The organism is Nocardiopsis yanglingensis, from assembly GCF_045809185.1.
GTDB lineage: Bacteria > Pseudomonadota > Gammaproteobacteria > Xanthomonadales > Xanthomonadaceae > Stenotrophomonas > Stenotrophomonas yanglingensis.
In genome coordinates this window covers 307,053-328,427 of sequence record NZ_JBJNRH010000003.1, presented here as the reverse complement: position 1 = coordinate 328,427, position 21,375 = coordinate 307,053, and the positions used below count along the sequence as shown (strand labels likewise).

The window sequence follows — 21,375 nt, the reverse complement described above, 5'->3', positions numbered from 1 at the left end:
TTGCCCGGGCCCCAATCTGAACCGGCGGCGCTGTCCTCATAACTATACAGGACATCCTGTATATTTATGGCCGTACTCCGCCCCCATCAGGTTCTCCCATGGCTTTGTCCCAGCCCTTGGCCGGTGCTCCGGCCCTGTCGCGTGCCCGTCGCTGGGCACTGTTGTTCACCGTCGCCGCTGGCCTGCTGCTGGTTACGCTCGACAACTCCGTGCTCTATACCGCGCTGCCCACCCTGACCGAGGAACTCTCGGCCAGTGCCGGCCAGGCGCTGTGGATCATCAACGCCTATCCGCTGGTGATGGCCGGCCTGCTGCTGGGCGCCGGCACGCTGGGCGACCGCATCGGTCACCGGCGCATGTTCCTGATCGGCCTGGTGGTGTTCGGCGTCGCCTCGCTCGCAGCGGCGTTCGCCGACACCGCAACGCAGCTGATTGCCGCGCGCGCATTCCTGGCGATCGGTGCCGCAGCGATGATGCCGGCCACGTTGGCGTTGATCGGACTGAGCTTCCACGAAGAACGCGAACGCAACATCGCCATCGCGATCTGGGGTTCGGTGGCCATTGTCGGTGCGGCGCTCGGCCCGATCATTGGCGGCTGGCTGCTGCAGCACTTCTGGTGGGGCTCGGTGTTCCTGATCAACGTGCCGGTGGTCGTGGTTGCGTTCGTGGCCACGCTGCTGCTGGCGCCGGAAGGACAGCGCGACACCTCGCGGCCATGGGACCTGGTGTCCTCTGTTCTGGCATTGGCAGCACTTTCCGGCCTGGTGCTGGCAATCAAGTCGCTGATCGCTACGCCGCCGTCGTATGCGCTGGGCGCAGGCGCGCTGCTGCTGGCCGTCGTCAGCGGTGCGGCGTTCGCGCGCCGCCAGCAGCAGCTGCCGTACCCCCTGCTGGACTTCGCGATCTTCCGCAATCCGGCGTTCCTGGCCGGCACGCTGTCGGCGGTGTTCACCCTGTTCGCGATGGCCGGCCTGCAGTTGGTCACCACGCAGCGCTTCCAGCTGGTGGCAGGTTTCACGCCGCTGCAGGCGGGCCTGCTGGTGTCGGTGGCGGCATTGGGCAGCCTGCCGAGCGCGCTGCTCGGCGGCAGCATCCTGCACAGGGTTGGCCTGCGCCCGCTGATCTGCGGCGGTCTGGCCGCCGGTGCGCTGGGCGTTGGTGTGGTGGCGTTCGGCTTCCCGCACGGCCTCGGCTGGGTGGTGGCTGGCATGGCCATCACCGGTTTCGGCATGGGATCGGCCATCTCGGTGGCATCCACTGCCATCCTCAACAATGTGCCGGCGCACCGCGCGGGCATGGCCTCGTCGGTGGAAGAGGTGTCCTACGAGTTTGGTGGCCTGCTGGCGGTGGCGATGCTGGGCAGCCTGAGCGCGGCGATGTACGGCGCCTTCCTGCCGGTCTCGGCGGACATGCCCGAGCTTGCCCGCGAAGGCTTCACCCAGGCGCTGCACGCGGCACGCGAAAGCGGGCAGGGCGAGTGGTTCGCGCTGGCCACGGCCGCGTACGACCGCGGCTACCAGATCGTGCTGCTGGTGATCACGGCGGTGCTGGCAGTGGGCGCGGCGATCATCGCGCGCCTGTTGCGGGGGCGCGTCGGTGGCCGCGAGGGTGCGGCCGATCGCGTAAAATGACGCGATGAGAACCAGCAAGCGCGACCGCATCCTCGACGCCGCCGTCAACGTGATCAATCGTGACGGCGTGCGCGCGGTGACGTTCGAGTCGGTGGCGGCCGAGGCCAAGCTGACCCGCGGCGGCCTGCTGTACCACTTTCCATCGCGCGAGGCGCTGCTGCGCGGCATCGACGAGCATCTGGTGCAGGCCTGGGAGACGTCGATGGAAACGCTGCTGGGCAAGCGCGCGGATGAAGCGACGGCACTGGAGCGCTACCAGACCTTCGTGCGTGTCTCGGCGCAGAGCGCCACCCGCGCCGAGCTGATGTTCATGCTCGAATCGGCCGACCCGGACGCCGATGAGCGTCCGTGGGGGCCGGCGGTACGTCGCTGGGCACCGCTGCCGCCGGAGGCAGGTGCAGCGGAAGATAGCGCCGCGCTCGACAATTTTGTGGCGCGACTGGCCGCCGATGGCCTGTGGATCTACGAGGCGATGTACGAAGGGCAGCTGGACGAAGGCGTGCGCGCCCGGGTGGCCGAGCGCATCGCCGGGCTGTTGGCGAAGTCTGATGGGGCGTCCAGCTGAGCCGTCGACCGACGCGCGGATATCGCTCTTGGTAGAGCCGACCGCTGGTCGGCTGCTCACGAAAATCCCGCGCTTAGCGCGATGGTCGACCAGCGGTCGACTCTACCCCTTACCCATTTACCCAACCTGCGCTGCGCTCGCGGCCAGCCACGCCCTCGGCGACGCCCCCAACCGCTTGCGGAACGCCTTCGACAGTGAGGCGGTATCGGCAAACCCCACCTCGATCGCCACCTGCTTGACCGCCACGCCGGCCCGCAGCTGCGCGCAGGCCAGGCTCAGCCGCCAGTCCAGCAGATAGCTGGCCGGCGTGGCCTGCATCACCTCCTTGAACACCGCTGCGAACGCACTGCGCGACATGCCGGCTGTCGCGGCCATGCGCGGCAGCGTCCAATCGTCCTGCGGCGCCTGGTGCATCGCCACCAGCGTACGGGCCAGCCGCGCATCCGACAGCCCCCGCATCAGCCCATGGCTGACCCCGGCCGCATCCGGGTGATCCACCACCCAGCGCAGGATCTGGATCAGCGCCACCTCGAACAGGCGGTTGGTCAGCAGCCGTGAACCGCAGCGCTGGCGATCGGCCTCGGCGAACAGCAGGTGCAGGGTGTCATCCAGTTCGCCGATCGCGGCCAGCGGCACCACCATCACCGGTGGCAGCGACTGCACGATCGGATTGCGAGCGCCTCCATCGAAATCCAGCGTGGCGCAGGTGAAATCCGGGCCATCCAGCGGCGCATTGAAGAACACATGGTGCAGCGGTTGCGGATACAGCAGCAGGCTGGGTGTGTCGATCTTCAACCGGGGCAGCGCGATATCGCCGTCGGGATGACGGACCTCCATTTCACCCTGGCGCAGGATGTGCAGGAAGGCGCGACCGGGCTGGGGCTCGAAGACATGGCGCCCGCACAGCGGACCGCTGTGGAACAGCGCGGCCTGCACCCGGAAGCGTTCCAGCAGGGAGGAGAGGCGGTCGGGCGCGGAGCGGTCTGCGGGAGTGGGAAGTGTGCGCATGGACGAATGGACAACAATGGCGGCTGATCTGGCCTGCTGCGTCCGTCGAGTCTACCTAGGATGGCCGGGTCGTCCAATCCCGGGCGCTTTCCCAAGGAGATCCACCATGTCCCGTGTCCCCCTGATCGATGCCGCCAACACCACCGCCGACCGCCAGGCCCTGCTGGGCCAGGTCCACGCCGCCTTCGGCGCCACCCCGGCCATGTTCCGCGCCGTGGCCAATTCGCCGGCCGCCCTGCAGAGCATGTGGGGCTCGTTCGGCGCACTGGGCGGCGGTCGCCTGTCGCCGTTGCTGGGCGAGCAGATCGCCGTCGCCATCGCCAACCGCAATGCCTGCGAGTACTGCCTCGCCGCACATACCGCGCTGGGCCGCAAGGCAGGCGCCAGCAGCGAGCAGATGGTCGCCGCGCAGATCGGCCAGTCCAGCGATCCGGCTACCGCCGCAGCCCTGAACTTCGCGCTGAAGGTAGTCGAGCAGCGTGCGCAGATCACCGATGGTGATGTGCAGGCACTGCGTGCCGCCGGCTTCGACGATGAGCAGATCGTCGAGATTCTCGCCCATGTGGCGCTCAATCTGTTCACCAACTACGTCAACGTCGCGTTCGACGTGCCGGTGGACTTCCCGAAGGTGGCGCTGCGCTGAGATGCGGTTCGGCCCGGGTGGCAGTGGGCCGCCCGGGCCGGTCGAAAGGGAGCAGACGGCGTGGTCGGCGCTACCTGTCGTCCGCCTGCAGCCGTTCGGGATGGGTATACACATTGAACCCGCTCTCCCGCGCGAATCCGACCAGGCACAGGCCTGCGCTGCGGGCCAGGTCGATCGCCAGCGCGGTCGGCGCCGAGACAGCAGCCAGTACGCTGACGCCGGCCCGTACGGCTTTGCTGACCATTTCGTAGCTCGCGCGGCTGGAAATCACCAGCAGCCCACCCTCGATCGTGTGTTCGTTGTGATGCAGGGCGCCGATCAGCTTGTCCAGCGCGTTGTGGCGGCCGACGTCTTCGCGCACCCAGCCGATGCGACCGCTGGCATCGGCCCAGGCCGCGGCGTGGGTCGAGCCACTCACCGCATTCATTGGCTGATGCTGCGCCAGCGTGGCCAGCGCCCGTTGCAGCGCCGCCGGCGGGTAGGTCCGCCGTTCGCGCACCTCGGGCAGCGGCCGCAGCACTTCTTCCAGCTGGCGCGTGCCACACAGGCCGCAGCCACCGCGGCCGGGCAGCAGGCGCCCGTTGGCCGGATCCAGGTCAGCACCGGGTGCATCCTCGGTCACGGTCATCTGCAGCTCGATGCCTTCCAGTTGCGGTCGTACCTCGATGGCCAGCAGTTGGGCAGGCGTGGCGATCAATCCCTCGCTGAGCGAGAACCCCAGCGCAAAGTCCTCCAGGTCGCAGGGTGTGGCCATCATCACTGCGAAGGCGGCGCCGTTGTAGCGCAGCGCAACCGGCACTTCCTCGGCCACCACGTCGACCTGCTGCTGGTGCCCCTCGCTGCGCCAGCGCTGCAGCGGACGCTGGGCCGTGCCGGCAGGCGGGGTGTGCGGCGGGGTCGAGTCAGGCATGCAGCGCGTCCGGGCAAGGGAAATACGCAGGTGGTGAACCACCCACGGCTTCGAGAATAGCGCAGTGGCCGGGCGCTGACGCGGGTGTAACCGTTGTCATGGCAGGCTGCGCTGAAAACAGCGCACACCTACTAGCGAAGCCGTGCAGGCCGTGTTTGACTGTGGGGATGGCTGTGCGTTCGAAAGCGCCGCCGGACCGCGTTGTGCCCATTGTTGCCGCGTTCCTCCCGTCAGGTTCCCGAACATGTCCGAGCAGAAGCCGCCGCGTTACAAGCCCTACAACCAACCGGCCGGTGGCTGGGGTGCCGCCGGCGCCACGGCCAAGGTGCTGCTGCAGCAGAGCGTGATCGGCAAGGGATCGAAGGCGCTGCTGGCGATGAACCAGCCCGGTGGCTTCAAGTGCCCCAGCTGCGCGTTCCCCGATGCCGACGAACGCAAGAAGCTGGAATTCTGCGAGAACGGCGCGAAGGCACTGGCCTGGGAAGCCACGCAGTTCCGTGCCGGTCGTGAGCTGTTTGCCCAGTACACCGTTACTGAGCTGATGGCACAGACCGACTACTGGCTGGAGATGCAGGGCCGGCTGACCGAGCCGATGCGCTACGACGCGTCCACCGATCATTACGTTCCCTGCAGTTGGGATGAGGCGTTTGCCCTGATCGGCCGTCATCTGCAGGCGCTGGACAGCCCGCACCAGGCCGAGTTCTACACCTCCGGCCGTACACCCAACGAAGCCGCGTTCCTGTATTCGATCTTCGTGCGCGAGTTTGGCACCAACAATTTCCCGGACTGCTCGAACATGTGCCACGAGCCGACCAGCCGCGGCCTGCCGCCGGCCATCGGGGTGGGCAAGGGCACCATCGTGCTTCAGGATTTCGAGCACGCCGAGGCGATTTTCGTGATCGGTCAGAACACCGGCACCAATTCGCCGCGGATGATGAGCAACCTGGTCGAGGCGCGCAAACGCGGCATCCCGATCGTGGCGGTCAATCCGATGCCCGAGCGCGCGCTGATCCGCTTCGCCGAGCCGCAGGACATGGTGCAGATGGCCACGTTCGGTTCGACCGAGATCACCAGCGAGTTCGTGCACATCCGCATCGGCGGCGACCTGGCCCTGATCAAGGGCATGATGAAGGTGATGTTCGAGCGCGAAGCGCAGGGCGAGCGCGTGCTTGACCACGATTTCCTGGCCGAGCACACGGTGGGCTTGGACGCACTGCGCGATGACGTGCTGGCGCAGGACTGGAACGAGATCGTGCAGGTCTCCGGCATCACGCAGGCGCAGATCCGCCGCTGCGCCGAGATCTACATCCGCTCCAAGGCCACGGTGATCTGCTATGGCATGGGCCTGACCCAGCATCAGTATGGTTCGACCCTGCTGCAGCAGGTGGCCAATCTGCTGTTGCTGCGTGGCAACTTCGGCAAGCCAGGCGCAGGCATCGGGCCGATCCGTGGCCATTCCAACGTGCAGGGCGACCGTACCGTCGGCATCGACGAGAAACCCAAGCCAGCCTATCTGGACCGCGTGCAGCAGGTGTTCGGCTTCGATCCGCCGCGCGAGCACGGTCATCACGTGGTCGAATCGATCGAGGCGATGCTGGACGGCAGCGCCAAGGTGTTCATCGGTATGGGTGGCAACTTCATCCACGCCGTGCCCGATACACCGCGCGCGTACGAGGCCATGCGTGGCCTGGAGCTGACGGTCGGCATCGCCACCAAGCTCAATCGGGGTCACCTGGTGCATGGCCGCGATGCGCTGATCCTGCCGGTGGTCGCGCGCTCGGAGCGCATCGTCACGCCGGCAGGCGAGCAGTTCGTCACCATCGAAGACGCGATGTCGAACGTGACCGCTTCGCGCGGTGTGCTCGAGCCGGTCAGCACGGACGTGCTGCCGGAGGTCGAGATCGTCTGCCGCATGGCGATGGCAACACTGCCGCACAGCAAGGTCGACTGGGCCGGGTGCATGCATGACTACGCACCCATCCGCGAGCTGATCGCGGCGGTGTACCCGGAGATCTACACCGGCTTCAACGAGCGTATCCAGCAGCCGCACGGTTTCCACCTGGACATTCCACCGCGCCGCCGCGTGTGGCCCACGTCCAACGGCAAGGCGAACATCCTGGTCATGCCGGGCCTGGCCGTGGACGCGCCGGTGGACGACCCCGAGATGCTGCGGTTGGCCACCGTGCGCTCGCACGACCAGTACAACACCACCATCTACAGCTACAACGACCGCTACCGAGGCGTGTACAACGATCGCATGGTGTTGTTCATGAACATCGAGGACCGGCTGGCGCGTGGGCTGGAGAAGGAAGCGCTGGTCAGCCTGGAGACGATCAGCGGCGACGGCGTGAACCGGCGCATCGAGGGCCTGACCGTGCTGGACTACCCGATGCCGCGCGGCGCCCTGGCCGGTTACTACCCGGAACTGAACCCGTTGTTGCCGCTGGACTACTACGATCGGGTCAGCGGTACGCCCGCGGCCAAGTCGATCCCGGTGCGGATGCGGGCAATGGTGGCGGCGATTGCGTAACGCGCGCATCGGCTATCATTGGCGGGTGAACCTGCCTGGCCTGCTGCTGCGATGGATGTTGCTTGTTGCCCTGGTGCTGAATGCACCGGCGCTGGCACTTGCCTCATCGTCGAACGCCATGGCCGCCGATGCGGATCACTGCGCCGCGCCACACTCCGCTGCCATGACCGGGTGCTGTGACGAGGCAGCATCTACGGTCTGCCAGAGCAATGAGTGCGAATGCCCGCCGGCCAGCGTCGGCATGCTGGCCGCCCTGAGCGGAACGCCGGCGTCACCCTGGCGTGAGGCACCTTTACCAGCCAGCGCCCAGCAACGCGCACCGCCGCCGTTGCCGGATCCGCTACGGCCTCCCATCGTGTGATTCCCTGCAGGCCTCAAGCGCCTGCCGTAGCTGCTCGACTCATTCTCGACCCTGCCTGTGCCTTCGATGCGCAGGCAGCGGGCCGCGTTGCCCGCATCTGCAAAGGAATCAACACCATGAACCGTTCTCTCTCCCTCGGCCTGCTGCTGGGCACCGTGTTGGCCACGACCGCCTGCGCGCGCGCTGCCGAAGAATCGCCTGCCGCGCCGGTTGCCAGCGAAGCCCCGGCGGCACCGATCAAGTCCAGCCCGTCGCAGGTGGACCCGGCACTGCCCATTGCCATCGTGCACAAGACCGCCAGCTGTGGCTGCTGCGGCATCTGGGTCGACCATCTGAAGGCCGAAGGCTTCCAGGTGGATGTGCGCGATACCGATGACATGAACCCGATCAAGGTCCGGCTGGGTGTGCCGGTCGGCAGGGCGTCCTGCCACACCGCCGAGATCGGTGGTTACGTGGTCGAGGGCCACATCCCGGCCGAGGACATCAAGCGACTGCTGGCTGAACGTCCGGCCGCACGCGGGCTGGTGCTGCCCGGCATGCCGGCCGGTTCGCCGGGCATGGAAATGCCGGATGGCTACGTGCAACCATACACCGTCGAGCTGGTGCGCACCGATGGCACCACCGAGCCGTTCGCCCAGCACGGCCAGGGCGGCTGATGGTCGCGGGTGCCGGTCGTCCTGACCGGCACCGTTCCCCGCGGCCTGTGTAGAGCCGAGCCTATGCTCGGCTGCTCTCCGCCGACAAGCCGAGCATAGGCTCGGCTCTACAGGAGCTACAAAATCAGCGGGCGCCGGCTTTTTCCTTGGCCAGCTGTGCGTCGAACTTCTGTTCTGCCGCATCCGCGTAGGCCTTGCAGGTCAGTGCCTTGGCACCGGCCCTGGCACCCGCGGCGTAGTCCCAGTTGCTGGCGCCCGGATGTGGTGTCAGCAACACATCGCAGGGCAGCGCCCGCACCGTCGCGAAGCTGCGTCTGTAATCTTCGATCAGGTGCGGATAACGGGGGTTGCCCTGCAGCTGGTAGCCCGGTGCACTCAGGCTGTCGGCATAGGCGATGCGCACCGGCTTGCCCTCGCGGGTATCGGTCCAGGTCCAGGCGGTGCTGCCCGGGGTGTGGCCCGGCATGAAGTGCGCGGTGAATTCGATGCCGCCCACCTCGACCACCTCGCCATCCATCACGATGCGGTCTGCATTGGTAGGCGGGTAGGTGATGCCATCGCCGAAGTGCAGGTCATCGCTGCCACCACGCGCCAGCAGCACTGCCGATTCCGCGTTGGCGACCACGTGCGCGCCGCTTCGGCGCTTCAGTTCCGCCACTGGGCCTGCATGGTCGGCATGCGCATGGCTGAGCAGGATCAGCCGCAGGTCCTGCGGGGCCACGCTGCGCGCCTTCATGTTGTCCAGCAGGTGGCCGGCCATCTGTGGCATGCCGCCGTCCAGCAGCACTGCGCCCTCGGCGGTCTGCACCAGTAATGCAGTCAGGTTCTCGGTGCCGATCTGCCAGGTGTGGTCAGCAATCTGCAGCGGTGCCATCGGCTGCAGCCAGGAAGCATCCACGGTATAGGCCCGCAACTGCGGCAGTGGTGCCTCGGCGGCGCTGGCGTGCGCGACCGGAAGAACAGTGGACAGGGCGAAGGCGAGCAGGGAAAAACGCATGGTTCACGTCCGTTTGAAGGAGGCCCAGAAACTAGCATGGGCCTCCTTCACCTCGTCTCGCATAGATTTCATGGCTCCCATAAGGGGGCCATGGGCTCAGTACCGGTACTGCCACCCCAACGTCAGCACCCGGCCACGGCCCGAGAAATAGCTCGGGTTCGACGGCGTGGTCTGCGAGTAGTAGCTGATGTACTGCTTGTCTGCCAGGTTCTGCACACCCAGCGTGAAGGCATGCTTGTCCCGCGTGTAGCGTGCGACCAGATCCACGGTGGTGTAACCCTTGAACTCCGCCACCCGTGCGCCACGCAGATCGAAATTGCGGTCGAAGGCATGGCTTGCCTGCAGGCGGGTGCTGAGCTGCGGCGTCCAGCTTTGTTCCCAGAACGCGGTCAGCCGGTTCGGCGCGATGTTGACACCGGCCAGGTCGCTGTCGAGGCGGCCATCGACGTCGGCATCGTAGCGGCCGTTGGCGCGTGCATAACCCAGGCCCAGCCGGCTGTCGCCCAAGCGCAGGCGCAGGTTGCTTTCAAAGCCTTCCACGCGGGTGGCCTGGCGCTGCACCGCATAGGCGTCGATGCCCGGGTCGTAGATCAGCACCGAGCCCAGCTTGGATTCGGAGGTGTAGTACGCAATATCGCCACTGAAGCGCCCATCGTCGTACTCCAGGCCGATCTCGCGGTTGTCCGACACCACCGGTGACAGATCAATCAGATTGTCCACGCGCTGGCCGTCGCGGTTGATCGCACGCAGTACGCGGCCGACGTCGGCCACGGTGTAGCCTTCCGAATACGAGGCGTAGGCGTTGAGGCGGTCATTGATGTACCAGACCGCGCCGAAGTTGGGCAGGGTCTCGCTCATGGTCGGCTTGCCGCCGGCCACCTTGCGTGCGCCGTAGCGGGGCAGGGTGGTGTAGTCGCCTACTTCCAGCTCGCCCTTTTCGTAGCGCAGGCCGCCGGAGAGCATCAGGTGGTCGGTTGGCCACCAGTGCAGCTGCAGCAGCGGCGACAGGCTTTGATAGGTGGTCTGCGGCACCCAGTTCATGCCGCTGGCCAGCAGTACCTGGTGGGTGCGGTCGCGCAGGCCATCCAGGCCCAGGGTCACGTCCAGCGTGGTATCGGCGATGCGGGTCCAGCTCTGGGTCAGCTTGAAGCCGCGCTTGTCCGATTCGTTCTGGGTCTGGTCCCAGGCGGCATTGGTGCCGGTGTTGCCCCACGGATCCCACTGGCTGGCGCCATAGCGGCCTTCGAAATCCACCGCGAAGGCCTGCGCCTGGAAACGGCCGCCGAGCAGGTCGGCGGCGCTGTAGTCCACGGTCAACGAACGCGAGCGGTTCATCGGCGGATCGAGCGGCGTATCACCGGGGACCGAAATGGTCGGGCGACCGGTCCGGTAGTCACCGTTGATGGCCAGGTAATTGTCCAGCCCGCGCAGTTCGTAGCGGTTGGCCATCAGCTGCAGGCGATGGCCCTCGGCAATGTTCCAGCCCAGCTTGGCAAACACGTTCGATGAGGTCGAGTCCATCAGCTCGCCCTGCGCGTTGGTGCCGATCGATCGGCCCTCGCCGTCGTGGTACAGGCCCTGCTTCTCATAGGCCAGGCCGGCCACCAGATCGAACTGCTCGCCACGCACGCCCACCAGGGCCGAGCCGCGCTGCCCGTTGTCATCGTGGCGGCTGGGCAGGGCAGCGCTGTAGCTGACGTTGGTGTCGAGCAGGAAGGCGCCGGGCTCGCTGGGCGCGCTGCGGGTGATGATGTTGACGATGCCACCGGTACCGCCGATGCCTTGCAGCGCGTTGGCGCCGTGGATGACCTCGATGCGTTCGATCATGGCCGGATCGATGGTGTGCGAATCACGTGAGCCATCGCGCAGCGGCGTCGACTGCGGCACGCCGTCGACCATGTACAGGATGCCGCGGCCGCGCATGGTTTCGCCGTAGTTGGACATCTTCTCGCGCGCCGGGGCAAACGCCGGGATCTGCGCCGACAGCACGCGCGAGACATCCGAGCCCAGCGCCAGCTGCTGCGCGATGTCCTCGCGGGTCAGCACGGTGATGGTGTTGGGCATCGCAGTCTCACCCTGCGGCATGCGCGCGGTCGAGGCCGATACCGTGACGCGGGCCAGCGACGTGGTCGTGGCAGGGGACGCTGCCGATGACGCGGCCCGGGCCGGAGTGCGCGCCTTCGACGGCGCTGGCGCGGCACTCACTACGAACACCCCCGGCGAACGTTCCTGCATCGCCAGGCCTTGCCCGGCCAGCAGCCGCTGCAGGGCCTCACGCGGGGTATAGCGGCCGTCGAGGGCGGGCGCGTTGCGGCCGCTCACGCTGTCGGCCGCGAACAGGAGCTGGATGCCACTCTGCCGCGCCAACGAGTTGAGCGAAGCCTGCAGCGGGCCGGCCGGCAGATGCAGTTCGACGGATGCGGATGCAGCGGTCTGCGCGGTAGCGGGTAGGGCCGCACACAGGCAGGCGGCGAGCAGGGTGGGGGCCAGCCGGCGCAGCGCGGCGGGCGGAACAGGGCGGGTCATGCGGGGGTCCTTCGGAAGGGTTCAAGCACTTGCCGGATGGGACGGTGCGCAACCCACCCTCGGTGTGGCATTCAATCGCGGGCGCGCAGATGCAGACTGCCGTCGGCGGAGGTATGCACCTGGACCGGCAGGATCTCCGGCAACAAGGCGACCGCCGTCTCGGCACGATCGGCATCGAACACGCCCGACACCTGCAGCGGACCCAGTGCCGGGTCGTCCAGCACGATCGGACGGTCGTGATAGCGCTGCAGGATGCGCAGCACCTCGGCCAGCGGCATGCGGTCGAACTGCAGCCGGCCGGTGGTCCAGTCGGCCCGGTCCGGATCCACAGCTTCTGGCGGAGACAGCGACCCCGGCTGGGCCAGCAGGCGCTGCCCCGGCTTCAGCCGCTGCTCGGTGCCGCCGCCATCCACGCTGACACCGACCTCGCCGCGCCACAGCGTGACTTCGCTGAGATCGCCCTGGCGGTCAACATCGAACACCGTGCCGTAGTTGCGTACCTGTACCGGCCCGGCATCGACCTGGAAGCGGCGCCACGCCGAATGCTGCACCTCGAAGCGCGCATGGCCCTGCGCCAGCAGCACCTGCCGCGAACGCAGATGGCGACGGACCTGCAGGTGGGTTCCCGCGTCGAGCAGCACGCGGCTGCCGTCCGGCAGCTCGATGTCGCGGCGCTCGCCGACGGCGGTCTGGTAGTCACGCACTTGCCAGGCCGGGTCGGCCAGCAGCAGCGCGGTGGCCGCCAGCAACAGCACCGGCAGTACCCGTTTCGCGCCAGATCCGCCGCGGCGCCGCTGCAGCTGCTCCGGGCCTGGCAACGGGAAGCGTTCCTTCAGCGCCTCCCGGTGTTGGTCGAGCATGTCCTCGGCGGACGGTTCGGCGGGCTGCGACGGCGATACCGGATCGGGTGATGCAGGGCTCACCGCAGCGCACCGTGCAGCCGGCAGTCGGCCATGGCCAGGCGCAGATGACGTTCTACTGCCTTCAGGCCGATGCCCATCCGCTGCGCCACCTCGGCCTGGGGCAGCTCGTGGATCTTGTGCAGGATGAACACCTGCTGCCGCCGGCAGGGCATGCGCTCGATGCTGGTGGTCAGCCGCTGCAGTGCCTGCTGGCCCTGGGCCTGGCGCTCGGGTCCGGGGCGCTCGCAGGCGCCTTCGGGAAGCTGGGCGCGGGGCTCCACCCAGTGCCGGCGCAGATCCTCGGCGCGGCAGCGGTCGACCGCTGCGTCGTGGGCGATCCTGCGCAGCAGCGCGATCGGTTGGCGGGCGTCATGCACGGACGGGCGTTCCAGCAGGCGCACACAGACATCGTGCACCACTTCGCGGGCCAGCCCGGGCGAGCGGAACCGGCGATGCAGGTAGTCCACCAGTTCCTCGTAGTGGCGCACCAGCGAGGTCACCAGCGGCAGCGCAGGAGGGCGGGGAAGTGTCGGCTGGGACATCCGGACGGGCAGCAAGGGTGAAAGGCGGGTGCCGGGAGGTCATCCCTGCGCAATGACGCAATACTAATGGGAACTGTTCGCGTTTGCCATGCCGCGATCGCCAGTGCGATTGTTCGCCGCGTCTGGAAAGTGAATCCACGATCATCGGCTGGAGCGCAGAATCGCCCACGGCTAGCCTGCCTGCAGGCTCAAGGAGGTGGACCATGCATGTGCTTCTGGTGATGGTGGGCGGCATTGTGCTGTTGGGAGTGTTCCTGTTGTTCGGACGGCTGTGGGCGTAGGCACCTCACAGCTGCCCACGGCCCTGATCGCGTTCATTGCCACCTGGCTGTTGGTGACGGTGGCCAACCTGTGGGTGGGCGTCAGCAAGGCCGGCTACGGGATGCGCGAAGAACTGCCGATCCTGCTGCTGGTGTTCGCGGTGCCGGCCCTGCTGGCCGGTCAGCTCTACTGGCGCCTGGCGCGCTGAAGGACAGCCATGAGTACACGACTGCGATTGCCGGCCCTGCGCCAGCGCGATGGCCACCACGCCCGCGTGACCTACGAAGAGCTGTTCTTCGACTTGGTCTACGTGTTCGCGGTCACCCAGCTCAGCCACCACATGCTGCATCACCTGGATCTGGCCGGCGTGCTGCAGACCCTGGTGCTGTGGTTTGCGGTGTGGCTGGGCTGGCAGTACGCCTGCTGGGTCAGCAACTGGTTCGATCCGGAGGCGCCGCGCATCCGTGGCCTGCTGTTCGCCACCATGCTGCTGGCCTTGTTGATGTCCTCGTCCATTCCCGAGGCCTTCGCCGACCGTGCCTGGGTGTTCGCCGGGGCCTACGCCACCATGCAGGTCGGGCGCACCGCCTTCGTGTTGCTGGAGGTCGGTCGCACGCACCCACTGGCACCGAACTTCCGTCGCATGCTGGCCTGGGTGAGCGTGTCGGCCTGCTTCTGGCTGGCAGGTGCGGCAGCCGAGGGCAATACGCGGTTGGCGCTGTGGGCGGTGGCCGTGGCGTGCGAATACGTCTCACCGATGTTCGGCTTCGCGTTCCCGGGGCTGGGCCGTTCGCACACCCGCGAGTGGACCATCGAAGGTGGGCACCTGGCCGAGCGTTGCCAGCTGTTCGTCATCGTCGCACTGGGCGAGACGTTGCTGGCCACCGGTGGCGTGCTCAGCGAGGTCGAACAGTGGAGTGGGGCGGTGGTGTCGGCGGTGCTTGCCACCTTCGCCGGCACGATCGCGATGTGGTGGCTGTACTTCGGCATCTCCAGCCGCGACGCCACCGAGGCCATCAGCCATGCTGAAGACCCCGGGCGGATGGGGGCCAACTTCCACTATGTGCATGCGTTGTTGATCGCCGGGATCATTGCCACGGCGGTGGGCAATGACCTGGTCATGGACCACCCGCACGCTGCGGTGACGCAGGTGTATGCGGCCGTGCTGGTTGCAGGGCCATTGATCTACCTGCTGGGCAGCGCGCTGTACAAGCGCGTGGTATACGGGCGCGCACCGTACTCGCATCTAATCGGTGCGGTGACGCTGGGCGTGCTGGGCGTGGTGTTGCCGCAGACCCATCTGTTGGCCGCCGGTTGGCTGACCAGTGCGGTTCTGCTGGCGGTGGGCTTGATGGATACGCGGTTGAAGCACCGCCTGCAACGCGCCTGATCGGCACGTTGGCCGGCACTGCTTGCGCAGGCGTGCAATGGGAGTAGCGTTGGCAGTGAGTGCTCTTGGAACCGGGAGTCGCGCAACATGCAGAATGTTCCGCAATGGCTGGTCTGGGCCGGGTTGTCAGCCTGTTTCGCCGCTCTGACCGCGCTGTTCGCCAAGGTTGGGGTCAAGGGCGTCGACTCGGATCTGGCCATGGCCATCCGCACCCTGGTGGTGGCCGCGGTGATCCTGCCGCTGGTGGTGATCAGCGGCAAGTGGTCCAATCCATTGCTGCTGCCGGGGCGCACGCAGCTGTTCCTGGTGCTGTCGGCGCTGGCCACCGGCGCCTCGTGGCTGTTCTACTTCCGCGCGCTGCAGAGTGGTGAACTGGCCAAGGTGGCGGTGGTGGACAAGTTCAGCGTGGTGCTGGTGATCGTGCTCGCCTATCTGTTGCTGGGCGAACGTCCTACCCTGCGGGAGTGGAGCGGCATTGGCCTGGTGGTGGCCGGGGTGATCGTACTGGCGACGAAGAAGTAGCAGCGTTCAAATCCATCGACGAAGGAGAGCAGGATGCAGGGCGAAGCGCGCGGAAGCTTTGAAGTGAACCTGCTGCCGATCGGTGGCAACGACGGCCCAATCGGGGTGATGTCGATCGACAAGGTCTTCCATGGTGACCTGCGGGGCAGCAGCGTCGGCCAGATGCTGGCCTTCCGCACGCCGGTGCAGGGCTCGGCGGGCTACGTGGCGATGGAACGGGTAACGGCCACGCTGGCTGGGCGTCAGGGCGCTTTCACCTTGCAGCACAACGGCCTGATGACCCGGGGGACGCCGGAGCTCAGCGTGGTGGTGGTGCCCGATTCGGGCAGTGAAGGACTGCTCGGTTTAAGCGGCACGCTGGAGATCTCCATCAGTGAAGGCCGCCACGATTACCGGTTGGTCTACGCGCTGCCGGAGCCGGAATAGGCTGCTCGCGGGTTCAAGCGCTGCCCGCCTGCAGGCGGTCATACATCCGCACCAGGTCGACCAGGGTACGCGCGCCCATTTTGCGCATCACCTGTGCGCGGCGCACCTTCACGGTGATCTCGCTGACCCCCAGGTCGCCGGCGATCTGCTTGTTGAGGCGGCCGCGCACCACGCCGTCGATCACCTCGCGCTCGCCCGCGTTGAGCGTGTCCCAGCGCAGCTGCAGCGCGCCGAGTGCCTCGCCGTCCCGGCGGCGCTGGCGATCGATGTCGATGCCCTTGTGGATGGCATCCAGCAGCTCCTGGTCGCGGAAGGGTTTGGTCAGGAACTCGATGGCGCCGTCCTTGATCGCGTTGACACCCATTGCGATGTCGCCGTGGCCGGTGATGAACACCACCGGCAGCTGCAGGCCGTGGCTGCCCATCGTGCGATGGAATTCGAGGCCACTCTGGCCGGGCATGCGCACGTCCAGCACCAGGCAGGCCGGTGCATCTTCCAGTTCGTGCTCGAGGAACGCCTGGGTGGAGGCGAAGGCCCGTACCTGCAGGCCCATGGAGGCCAACAGGTCTTCCAGCGCCGCGCGCACCGACGGATCGTCGTCGATCACATAGACGATGGGTGCCGGGTCGGCGATGGGTGCAGCGGGCTTACGCATGGGGAGAATCCGTGGCGATGGGCAGGTCGAACACGAAGCAGGCACCGCCGCCTGCCGGTCGTTCGGCGCGTATCTGGCCGTCGTTGGCCTCGATCATCGAACGGCTCAGGCTGAGGCCCAGGCCGAGCCCATGTGATTTGGTGGTCCAGAACGCATCGAACACACGCTCGGGATGGTCGACGGGCAGGCCGACGCCGCGGTCGCGCACACTGAGACTGATCCGCTGGCCGTCACGCCGGGTCAGCAGCGACAGGCGACGATCAGCGGCGGGCACGGCCTCCATCGCGTCCACAGCATTGAGGATCAGGTTGCCGATCACCTGCTGCACCTGTACGCGGTCGGCCTGCACCAGTGGCAGGTCGGCATCGAGCAGCAGGGCCACGGCCACGCCGTGCTGGTCCAGTTCGCTGCGCGACAGTGCCAGCATTTCCTCCACCGCCTGGTTCAGGTCAAACGCGCGTCGTTCCGGTGCAGCACCCTGGGTCAGGCCGCGGATGCGGGCGATCACGTCACCGGCGCGATGCGCATCGGCCAGGATGCGGGCCACGGTCTGCCGGGCCTTGTCCACGTTCGGTGGGTCCTGTGCCAGCCAGCGCTGGCAGGCCTCGGCGCTGCTGGCGATGGCCGCCAGCGGCTGGTTCACTTCATGTGCGATGGAGGTGGTCAGCTCGCCCACGGTCGACGCGCGCGCCACCCGCAGCAGGCGGCCCTGTGCTTCCTGCACTGCGGCCTTGGCTGCTTCCATCTTCAACGCGAGGTAGGTGGTGATGCCGATCACCAGCATGCCGATCACCGAATTGACCAGGCCGATGCGGTAGGTGCCGAAGCGGGTGAGGAAGAAGCTCAGGGCCGTGAGTGCGATGCAGGCGATGGCCAGGCTGATCAGCCCGCGCGCGGCCAGTACGCGCGATGCAGCGAGGATGACCGCTGCGTAGAAGCAGGCCGCAGCCACGGCGTAGTCGGTGACGGTATCGACCAGGAAGATCGCCGCCATCACGATGATCAGGGCCAGCAGCACCAGCGGGCGGCGGGGCGACAGCGATGGCATCGGGAGGGCTCCCTGGCGTGGGCGGAAAGGATAGCAAAGCCGTCTTTGGTAGATGCCGACCGGTAGTGCCGGCCGCTGGCCGGCAGCTGCATGGTGCCTCTGGAGATCATGAGGTTGCCGGCCAGCGGCCGGCACTACCCGGGACTGTGCCGACCAAGGTCGGCACCCACCAGAGCAGTGCACGGTTTTTCCGGCGTCCATGAGGCTGGCGGCCAGCGGCCGGCACTACCGAGCGGCTACTCCTCCAGGCTGGCGTTCCAGAACCCCTGCAGCACGCCGGGGGTGGTCGCCAGCGTGGCCAGTACCGCATCCAGTTCACCGGCATCCACCGTGGTGGCATACAGCACCGCCTCGATCTCCACGTCGCGTTCGCCGAACGGGCGCTGGTCCACCGCGCGTACCGGGTAGTGCGCCTGCTCAAGCAGCAGCAACAGTTGGTCCAGCACCTCGGCCTGCTGCTCGCGCTGGCAGACCACGTTGATCGCATAGGTTGCCTCGCTGAACGCCTCCGGCAGCGGCTGCCGCTGGATGCGGTTAACCACCGGCCGCAGCAAAGTATTGGCGGCCAGCACGAACACCGCCGCCATCACCGCCTCCGGCAGCAGCTTGATACCCGCGCAGGCACCGACCGCCGCCGATCCCCACAGCGTGGCGGCGGTGTTGAGGCCGGACACCTGGGCACCGTCCTTCATGATCGCGCCAGCGCCGAGGAAGCCGACACCGGAGATCACATAGGCCACCACATGCAGTGGCGACGGCGGACCGCCGTACAGGTCGTGGAAGCGCACCGCCAGATCGACGAAAACTGCCGCACCTACCGCCACCAGTGTATTGGTGCGCAGGCCGGCGGTGCGTTGGCGCAGCTGTCGCTCCAGGCCGATGACGGTGCCAAGCACGAAGGCCACCGAGAGGCTGATCAACGAGCTCAGGGTTGCGCCGGCGTTGAACACCGGCAGGTTCGGATTGATGTCCATTGTGGTTCTCCCTGGACAAGGCGGCGGGCGCTTACTGCCAGCCGTAGCGACGGATATAGATCTTCTTCAGCACGGTGGTCAGCACCGCGTAGCCGAACAGGATCGCCACCAGGAACGGCCAGTAGCCGGTCGGCAGGGCCTGCAGCTTGAAGTAGCCGGCCAGCGGGCTCATCGGCAGGGCCACGCCAATGGCCATGATCAGGCCGGTCATCACCAGCAGCGGCGGCGCAGCGATGCTCTGCAGGAACGGCACCTTCGGCGTACGGATCATGTGCACGATGAGCGTCTGGGTCAGCAGGCCCACCACGAACCAGCCGGACTGGAACAGACCCTGGTCGGCCGGTGTGCGCGCATCGAACACGTACCACATCAGCGCGAAGCAGCTCAGGTCGAAGATCGAGCTGATCGGCCCGAAGAACACCATGAAGCGGCCAATGTCTGCCGGGTTCCACTTCAGCGGCCTGCGCACCAGCTCCTCGTCCACGTTGTCGAACGGGATGGCGATCTGCGAGATGTCATACAGCAGGTTCTGCACCAGCAGCTGCAGGGGCAGCATCGGCAGGAACGGCAGGAAGGCTGAGGCCACCAGCACCGAGAACACGTTGCCGAAGTTGGAGCTGGCGGTCATGCGGATGTACTTCAGCATGTTGTTGAACGTACGCCGGCCCTGGATGACGCCTTCCTCCAGCACCATCAGGTTCTTTTCCAGAAGGATGATGTCGGCTGCCTCCTTGGCGATGTCCACCGCACTGTCCACGCTGATGCCGATATCTGCCGCGCGGAGCGCAGGAGCATCGTTGATGCCGTCGCCGAGGAAGCCGACTACCTTGCCCTGTGCGCGCAGCTCGCGTACCAGACGCTCCTTGTGCAGCGGTGTCAGGCGGGCGAACACGCGGTGGTGGTGCAGCGCCCGCGACAGCGCGCCGTCGTCCATGCGCTCGATCTGCGGGCCGGTCAGGATGGTGTCGGCTTCCAGCCCGACCTGGGCGCAAACGCGGGCAGTGACCAGCTCGTTGTCGCCGGTGAATACCTTCACTTCCACGCCATGCGCGGCCAGCGCCTGCAGCGCCTGTGCGGCTGATTCCTTGGGCGGATCGAGGAAGGCCACGTAGCCGACCAGGGTCAGGCCGCACTCATCGGCCTGCGAGTACACGGTCTGGCTGGCAGCAGTTTCCTTCATCGCCACTGCCACCACGCGCAGGCCCTGTTCGTTCAGTTCCTCGGTGGTCTGCCGCACCCGCGCCAGGCGGCGCTCGTCCAGCGGCATGTCCTGGCCGTTCTCGCGCACGGTGCTGCACACCGCCAGCATCTCCTCCACTGCGCCCTTGCAGATCAATTCGTGGTGGTCCTCGCGCTCGGATACGACCACCGACATGCGGCGGCGCTCGAAGTCGAACGGAATCTCATCCACCTTGTGGTAGTCCTGCGACAGCCGCAGCGAGCTCTGCAGCTCCACGTGCTCCAACACCGCACGGTCGAGCAGGTTGATCAGCCCGGTCTGGAAATGGCTGTTGAGGTAGGCGAACTTCAGCACATCCTCCGAATCGTGACCGAACACGTCGGTGTGCCGTTCCAGCGCGATCTTGTCCTGGGTGAGGGTACCGGTCTTGTCGGTGCACAGCACTTCCATCGCGCCGAAGTTCTGGATCGCATCCAGACGCTTGACGATCACCTTGCGCCGCGACAGCAGCACCGCACCCTTGGCCAGGGTGGAGGTGACAATCATTGGCAGCATTTCCGGGGTCAGGCCCACCGCCACCGACAGCGCGAACAGGAACGCCTCGGTCCAGTCGCCCTTGGTCCAGCCGTTGATCAGCAGCACGAACGGCACCATCACCAGCGCGAAGCGGATCAGCAGCCAGCTGACGCTGTTGACGCCGGCCTGGAACGCGGTCGGCGCGCGGTCGGTGGCGGTGCTGCGCTGGGCCAGGGTGCCGAAGTAGGTACGGTTGCCGGTGGCCAGCACCACGGCGGTGGCGGTGCCGGACACCACATTGGTGCCCATGAACAACAGGTTGTGCTGCTCCAGCAGACCGGCCAGGCCATCGCCCGGGTGCGCGAACTTCTCCACCGGCAGCGACTCGCCGGTCATCGCCGCCTGCGCCACGAACAGATCCTTGGCCGTCAGCACGCGGCAATCGGCTGGAATCATGTCGCCGGCCGACAGCACGATGTGGTCGCCGGGCACCAGCTCGCGGATCGGCAGGTCCAGCAGGCGGGCCGGGCGACGGCTGTGCAGGTGTGCACCGAAGTACTGGTCGGCGACATCGGCGGCCTCGGTACCCGGATTGCGGCGCAGTACGCGTGCGGTGTTGCCGACCAGTGCCTTCAGCCGCTCGGCGGCACGGTTGGAGCGGCCTTCCTGCACGAAGCGGATCAGCGTGGACAGCAGCACCATCGCGCCGATCACGATCGTAGCCTTGATGTCCTCGGTCAGCCAGGACACCGCCGCCAGTACGGTCAGCAGCAGGTTGAACGGGTTGCGGTAGCACTGCCACAGGTGGCGCCACCACGGCAGCGGCTTTTCGTGATCCACCTCGTTGGGGCCGAGCGTGGCCAGCCGCTCCTCGGCCTCATGCGGGCTGAGGCCATCGGCATGCGACTCCAGCGTGGCCAGCAGCTGGGCTTCATCCTGCTGGGCAAGGGTGACCAGGCCGGTGGTGAGCGCGAACGGGGCGGCCTCGGCGCTGCCTGGGCCGAAGCCGGCTTCGGGCATCGCGCGGCGGCGGAACAGGTTGCCTGCGCGACGGCTGCGCAGGAAGGCGTTGAACCAGGCGTTGAGCAGGCTCATGGGACTCTCCTCGAATGTCAGAGCCGGCCGGGGCCGG

The 21,375-nt window shown here is 67.1% G+C and carries 20 protein-coding genes; 10 read left to right on the top strand and 10 right to left on the bottom strand.

What is annotated here, in order from left to right:
• The first annotated feature begins 98 nt into the window (after positions 1-98).
• Complete coding sequence (locus tag ACJ7C5_RS07485; protein WP_412703521.1) at positions 99-1,631, top strand: MFS transporter; 1,533 nt, start codon at positions 99-101, stop codon at positions 1,629-1,631.
• A 4-nt stretch (positions 1,632-1,635) separates the two neighbouring features.
• Complete coding sequence (locus tag ACJ7C5_RS07480) at positions 1,636-2,196, top strand: TetR/AcrR family transcriptional regulator (RefSeq protein ID WP_088026133.1); 561 nt, start codon at positions 1,636-1,638, stop codon at positions 2,194-2,196.
• 117 nt (positions 2,197-2,313) lie between these two features.
• Here the strand turns inward: ACJ7C5_RS07480 and ACJ7C5_RS07475 are convergent, their stop codons facing one another.
• On the bottom strand, positions 2,314-3,204 hold the full coding sequence (locus ACJ7C5_RS07475) for an AraC family transcriptional regulator (RefSeq protein ID WP_412703520.1): 891 nt from the start codon (positions 3,202-3,204) through the stop codon (positions 2,314-2,316).
• Positions 3,205-3,310: 106 nt separating this feature from the next.
• On the opposite strand from ACJ7C5_RS07475, the gene ACJ7C5_RS07470 reads away from it, so the two are divergent.
• Positions 3,311-3,847 carry a carboxymuconolactone decarboxylase family protein gene (locus tag ACJ7C5_RS07470; protein WP_412703519.1) on the top strand — a complete coding sequence of 179 codons (537 nt, stop codon included), beginning with the start codon at positions 3,311-3,313 and terminating at the stop codon, positions 3,845-3,847.
• Positions 3,848-3,917: 70 nt separating this feature from the next.
• On the opposite strand, the gene fdhD is transcribed toward ACJ7C5_RS07470, so the two are convergent.
• The gene (fdhD, locus tag ACJ7C5_RS07465; protein WP_094000668.1) at positions 3,918-4,757 is read right to left on the bottom strand and encodes a formate dehydrogenase accessory sulfurtransferase FdhD; all 840 of its coding nucleotides are present in this window, start codon (positions 4,755-4,757) and stop codon (positions 3,918-3,920) included.
• Positions 4,758-5,001: 244 nt separating this feature from the next.
• Between fdhD and ACJ7C5_RS07460 the strand changes: the two genes are divergently transcribed.
• The 3 genes from ACJ7C5_RS07460 (at position 5,002) to ACJ7C5_RS07450 (ending at position 8,304) form a co-directional block, all read left to right on the top strand.
• Positions 5,002-7,287, top strand: a complete 2,286-nt coding sequence (locus ACJ7C5_RS07460) for an FdhF/YdeP family oxidoreductase (RefSeq protein ID WP_412703518.1) — start codon at positions 5,002-5,004, stop codon at positions 7,285-7,287.
• Positions 7,280-7,648, top strand: coding sequence for a hypothetical protein (locus ACJ7C5_RS07455; RefSeq protein WP_412703517.1), 369 nt, complete (start codon positions 7,280-7,282; stop codon positions 7,646-7,648). Before ACJ7C5_RS07460 ends, ACJ7C5_RS07455 begins: the two co-directional genes overlap by 8 nt.
• Positions 7,649-7,764: 116 nt before the next feature.
• Positions 7,765-8,304: a DUF411 domain-containing protein gene (locus ACJ7C5_RS07450; protein ID WP_412703516.1), complete on the top strand. Its 540-nt coding sequence runs from the start codon at positions 7,765-7,767 to the stop codon at positions 8,302-8,304.
• 124 nt (positions 8,305-8,428) lie between these two features.
• Here the strand turns inward: ACJ7C5_RS07450 and blaL1 are convergent, their stop codons facing one another.
• The 4 genes from blaL1 to ACJ7C5_RS07430 form a co-directional block, all read right to left on the bottom strand.
• Positions 8,429-9,301 carry a L1 family subclass B3 metallo-beta-lactamase gene (gene blaL1 / locus ACJ7C5_RS07445; protein WP_412703515.1) on the bottom strand — a complete coding sequence of 291 codons (873 nt, stop codon included), beginning with the start codon at positions 9,299-9,301 and terminating at the stop codon, positions 8,429-8,431.
• A gap of 96 nt (positions 9,302-9,397) precedes the next feature.
• Positions 9,398-11,827 carry a TonB-dependent receptor gene (locus ACJ7C5_RS07440; RefSeq protein WP_412703514.1) on the bottom strand — a complete coding sequence of 810 codons (2,430 nt, stop codon included), beginning with the start codon at positions 11,825-11,827 and terminating at the stop codon, positions 9,398-9,400.
• A 71-nt stretch (positions 11,828-11,898) separates the two neighbouring features.
• Positions 11,899-12,750 carry a FecR family protein gene (locus ACJ7C5_RS07435; protein WP_412703513.1) on the bottom strand — a complete coding sequence of 284 codons (852 nt, stop codon included), beginning with the start codon at positions 12,748-12,750 and terminating at the stop codon, positions 11,899-11,901.
• Positions 12,747-13,271: an RNA polymerase sigma factor gene (locus ACJ7C5_RS07430; protein ID WP_094000662.1), complete on the bottom strand. Its 525-nt coding sequence runs from the start codon at positions 13,269-13,271 to the stop codon at positions 12,747-12,749. The genes ACJ7C5_RS07435 and ACJ7C5_RS07430 overlap by 4 nt, the downstream gene beginning before the upstream one ends.
• A gap of 271 nt (positions 13,272-13,542) precedes the next feature.
• Between ACJ7C5_RS07430 and ACJ7C5_RS07425 the strand changes: the two genes are divergently transcribed.
• The 4 genes from ACJ7C5_RS07425 (at position 13,543) to ACJ7C5_RS07410 (ending at position 15,870) form a co-directional block, all read left to right on the top strand.
• The gene (locus ACJ7C5_RS07425) at positions 13,543-13,740 is read left to right on the top strand and encodes a hypothetical protein (RefSeq protein ID WP_412703512.1); all 198 of its coding nucleotides are present in this window, start codon (positions 13,543-13,545) and stop codon (positions 13,738-13,740) included.
• 9 nt (positions 13,741-13,749) lie between these two features.
• Positions 13,750-14,922: a low temperature requirement protein A gene (locus tag ACJ7C5_RS07420; protein ID WP_094000660.1), complete on the top strand. Its 1,173-nt coding sequence runs from the start codon at positions 13,750-13,752 to the stop codon at positions 14,920-14,922.
• 87 nt (positions 14,923-15,009) lie between these two features.
• A complete protein-coding gene (locus tag ACJ7C5_RS07415; protein ID WP_097047669.1) occupies positions 15,010-15,444 on the top strand; it encodes an EamA family transporter in 435 nt (144 codons plus the stop codon).
• A 33-nt stretch (positions 15,445-15,477) separates the two neighbouring features.
• Positions 15,478-15,870 (top strand): DUF3224 domain-containing protein, encoded by a 393-nt coding sequence (locus ACJ7C5_RS07410; protein ID WP_094000658.1) that lies wholly within the window; start codon positions 15,478-15,480, stop codon positions 15,868-15,870.
• A 13-nt stretch (positions 15,871-15,883) separates the two neighbouring features.
• On the opposite strand, the gene ACJ7C5_RS07405 is transcribed toward ACJ7C5_RS07410, so the two are convergent.
• From ACJ7C5_RS07405 to mgtA, 4 genes are all read right to left on the bottom strand, one after another.
• A complete protein-coding gene (locus ACJ7C5_RS07405) occupies positions 15,884-16,525 on the bottom strand; it encodes a response regulator transcription factor (protein WP_097047668.1) in 642 nt (213 codons plus the stop codon).
• Complete coding sequence (locus tag ACJ7C5_RS07400; protein WP_412703511.1) at positions 16,518-17,573, bottom strand: sensor histidine kinase; 1,056 nt, start codon at positions 17,571-17,573, stop codon at positions 16,518-16,520. The genes ACJ7C5_RS07405 and ACJ7C5_RS07400 overlap by 8 nt, the downstream gene beginning before the upstream one ends.
• Positions 17,574-17,809: 236 nt before the next feature.
• Positions 17,810-18,547, bottom strand: a complete 738-nt coding sequence (locus ACJ7C5_RS07395; protein WP_412703510.1) for an MgtC/SapB family protein — start codon at positions 18,545-18,547, stop codon at positions 17,810-17,812.
• Between the two features lie 31 nt (positions 18,548-18,578).
• On the bottom strand, positions 18,579-21,338 hold the full coding sequence (mgtA, locus tag ACJ7C5_RS07390) for a magnesium-translocating P-type ATPase (protein WP_412703509.1): 2,760 nt from the start codon (positions 21,336-21,338) through the stop codon (positions 18,579-18,581).
• Between the last annotated feature and the right edge of the window lie 37 nt (positions 21,339-21,375).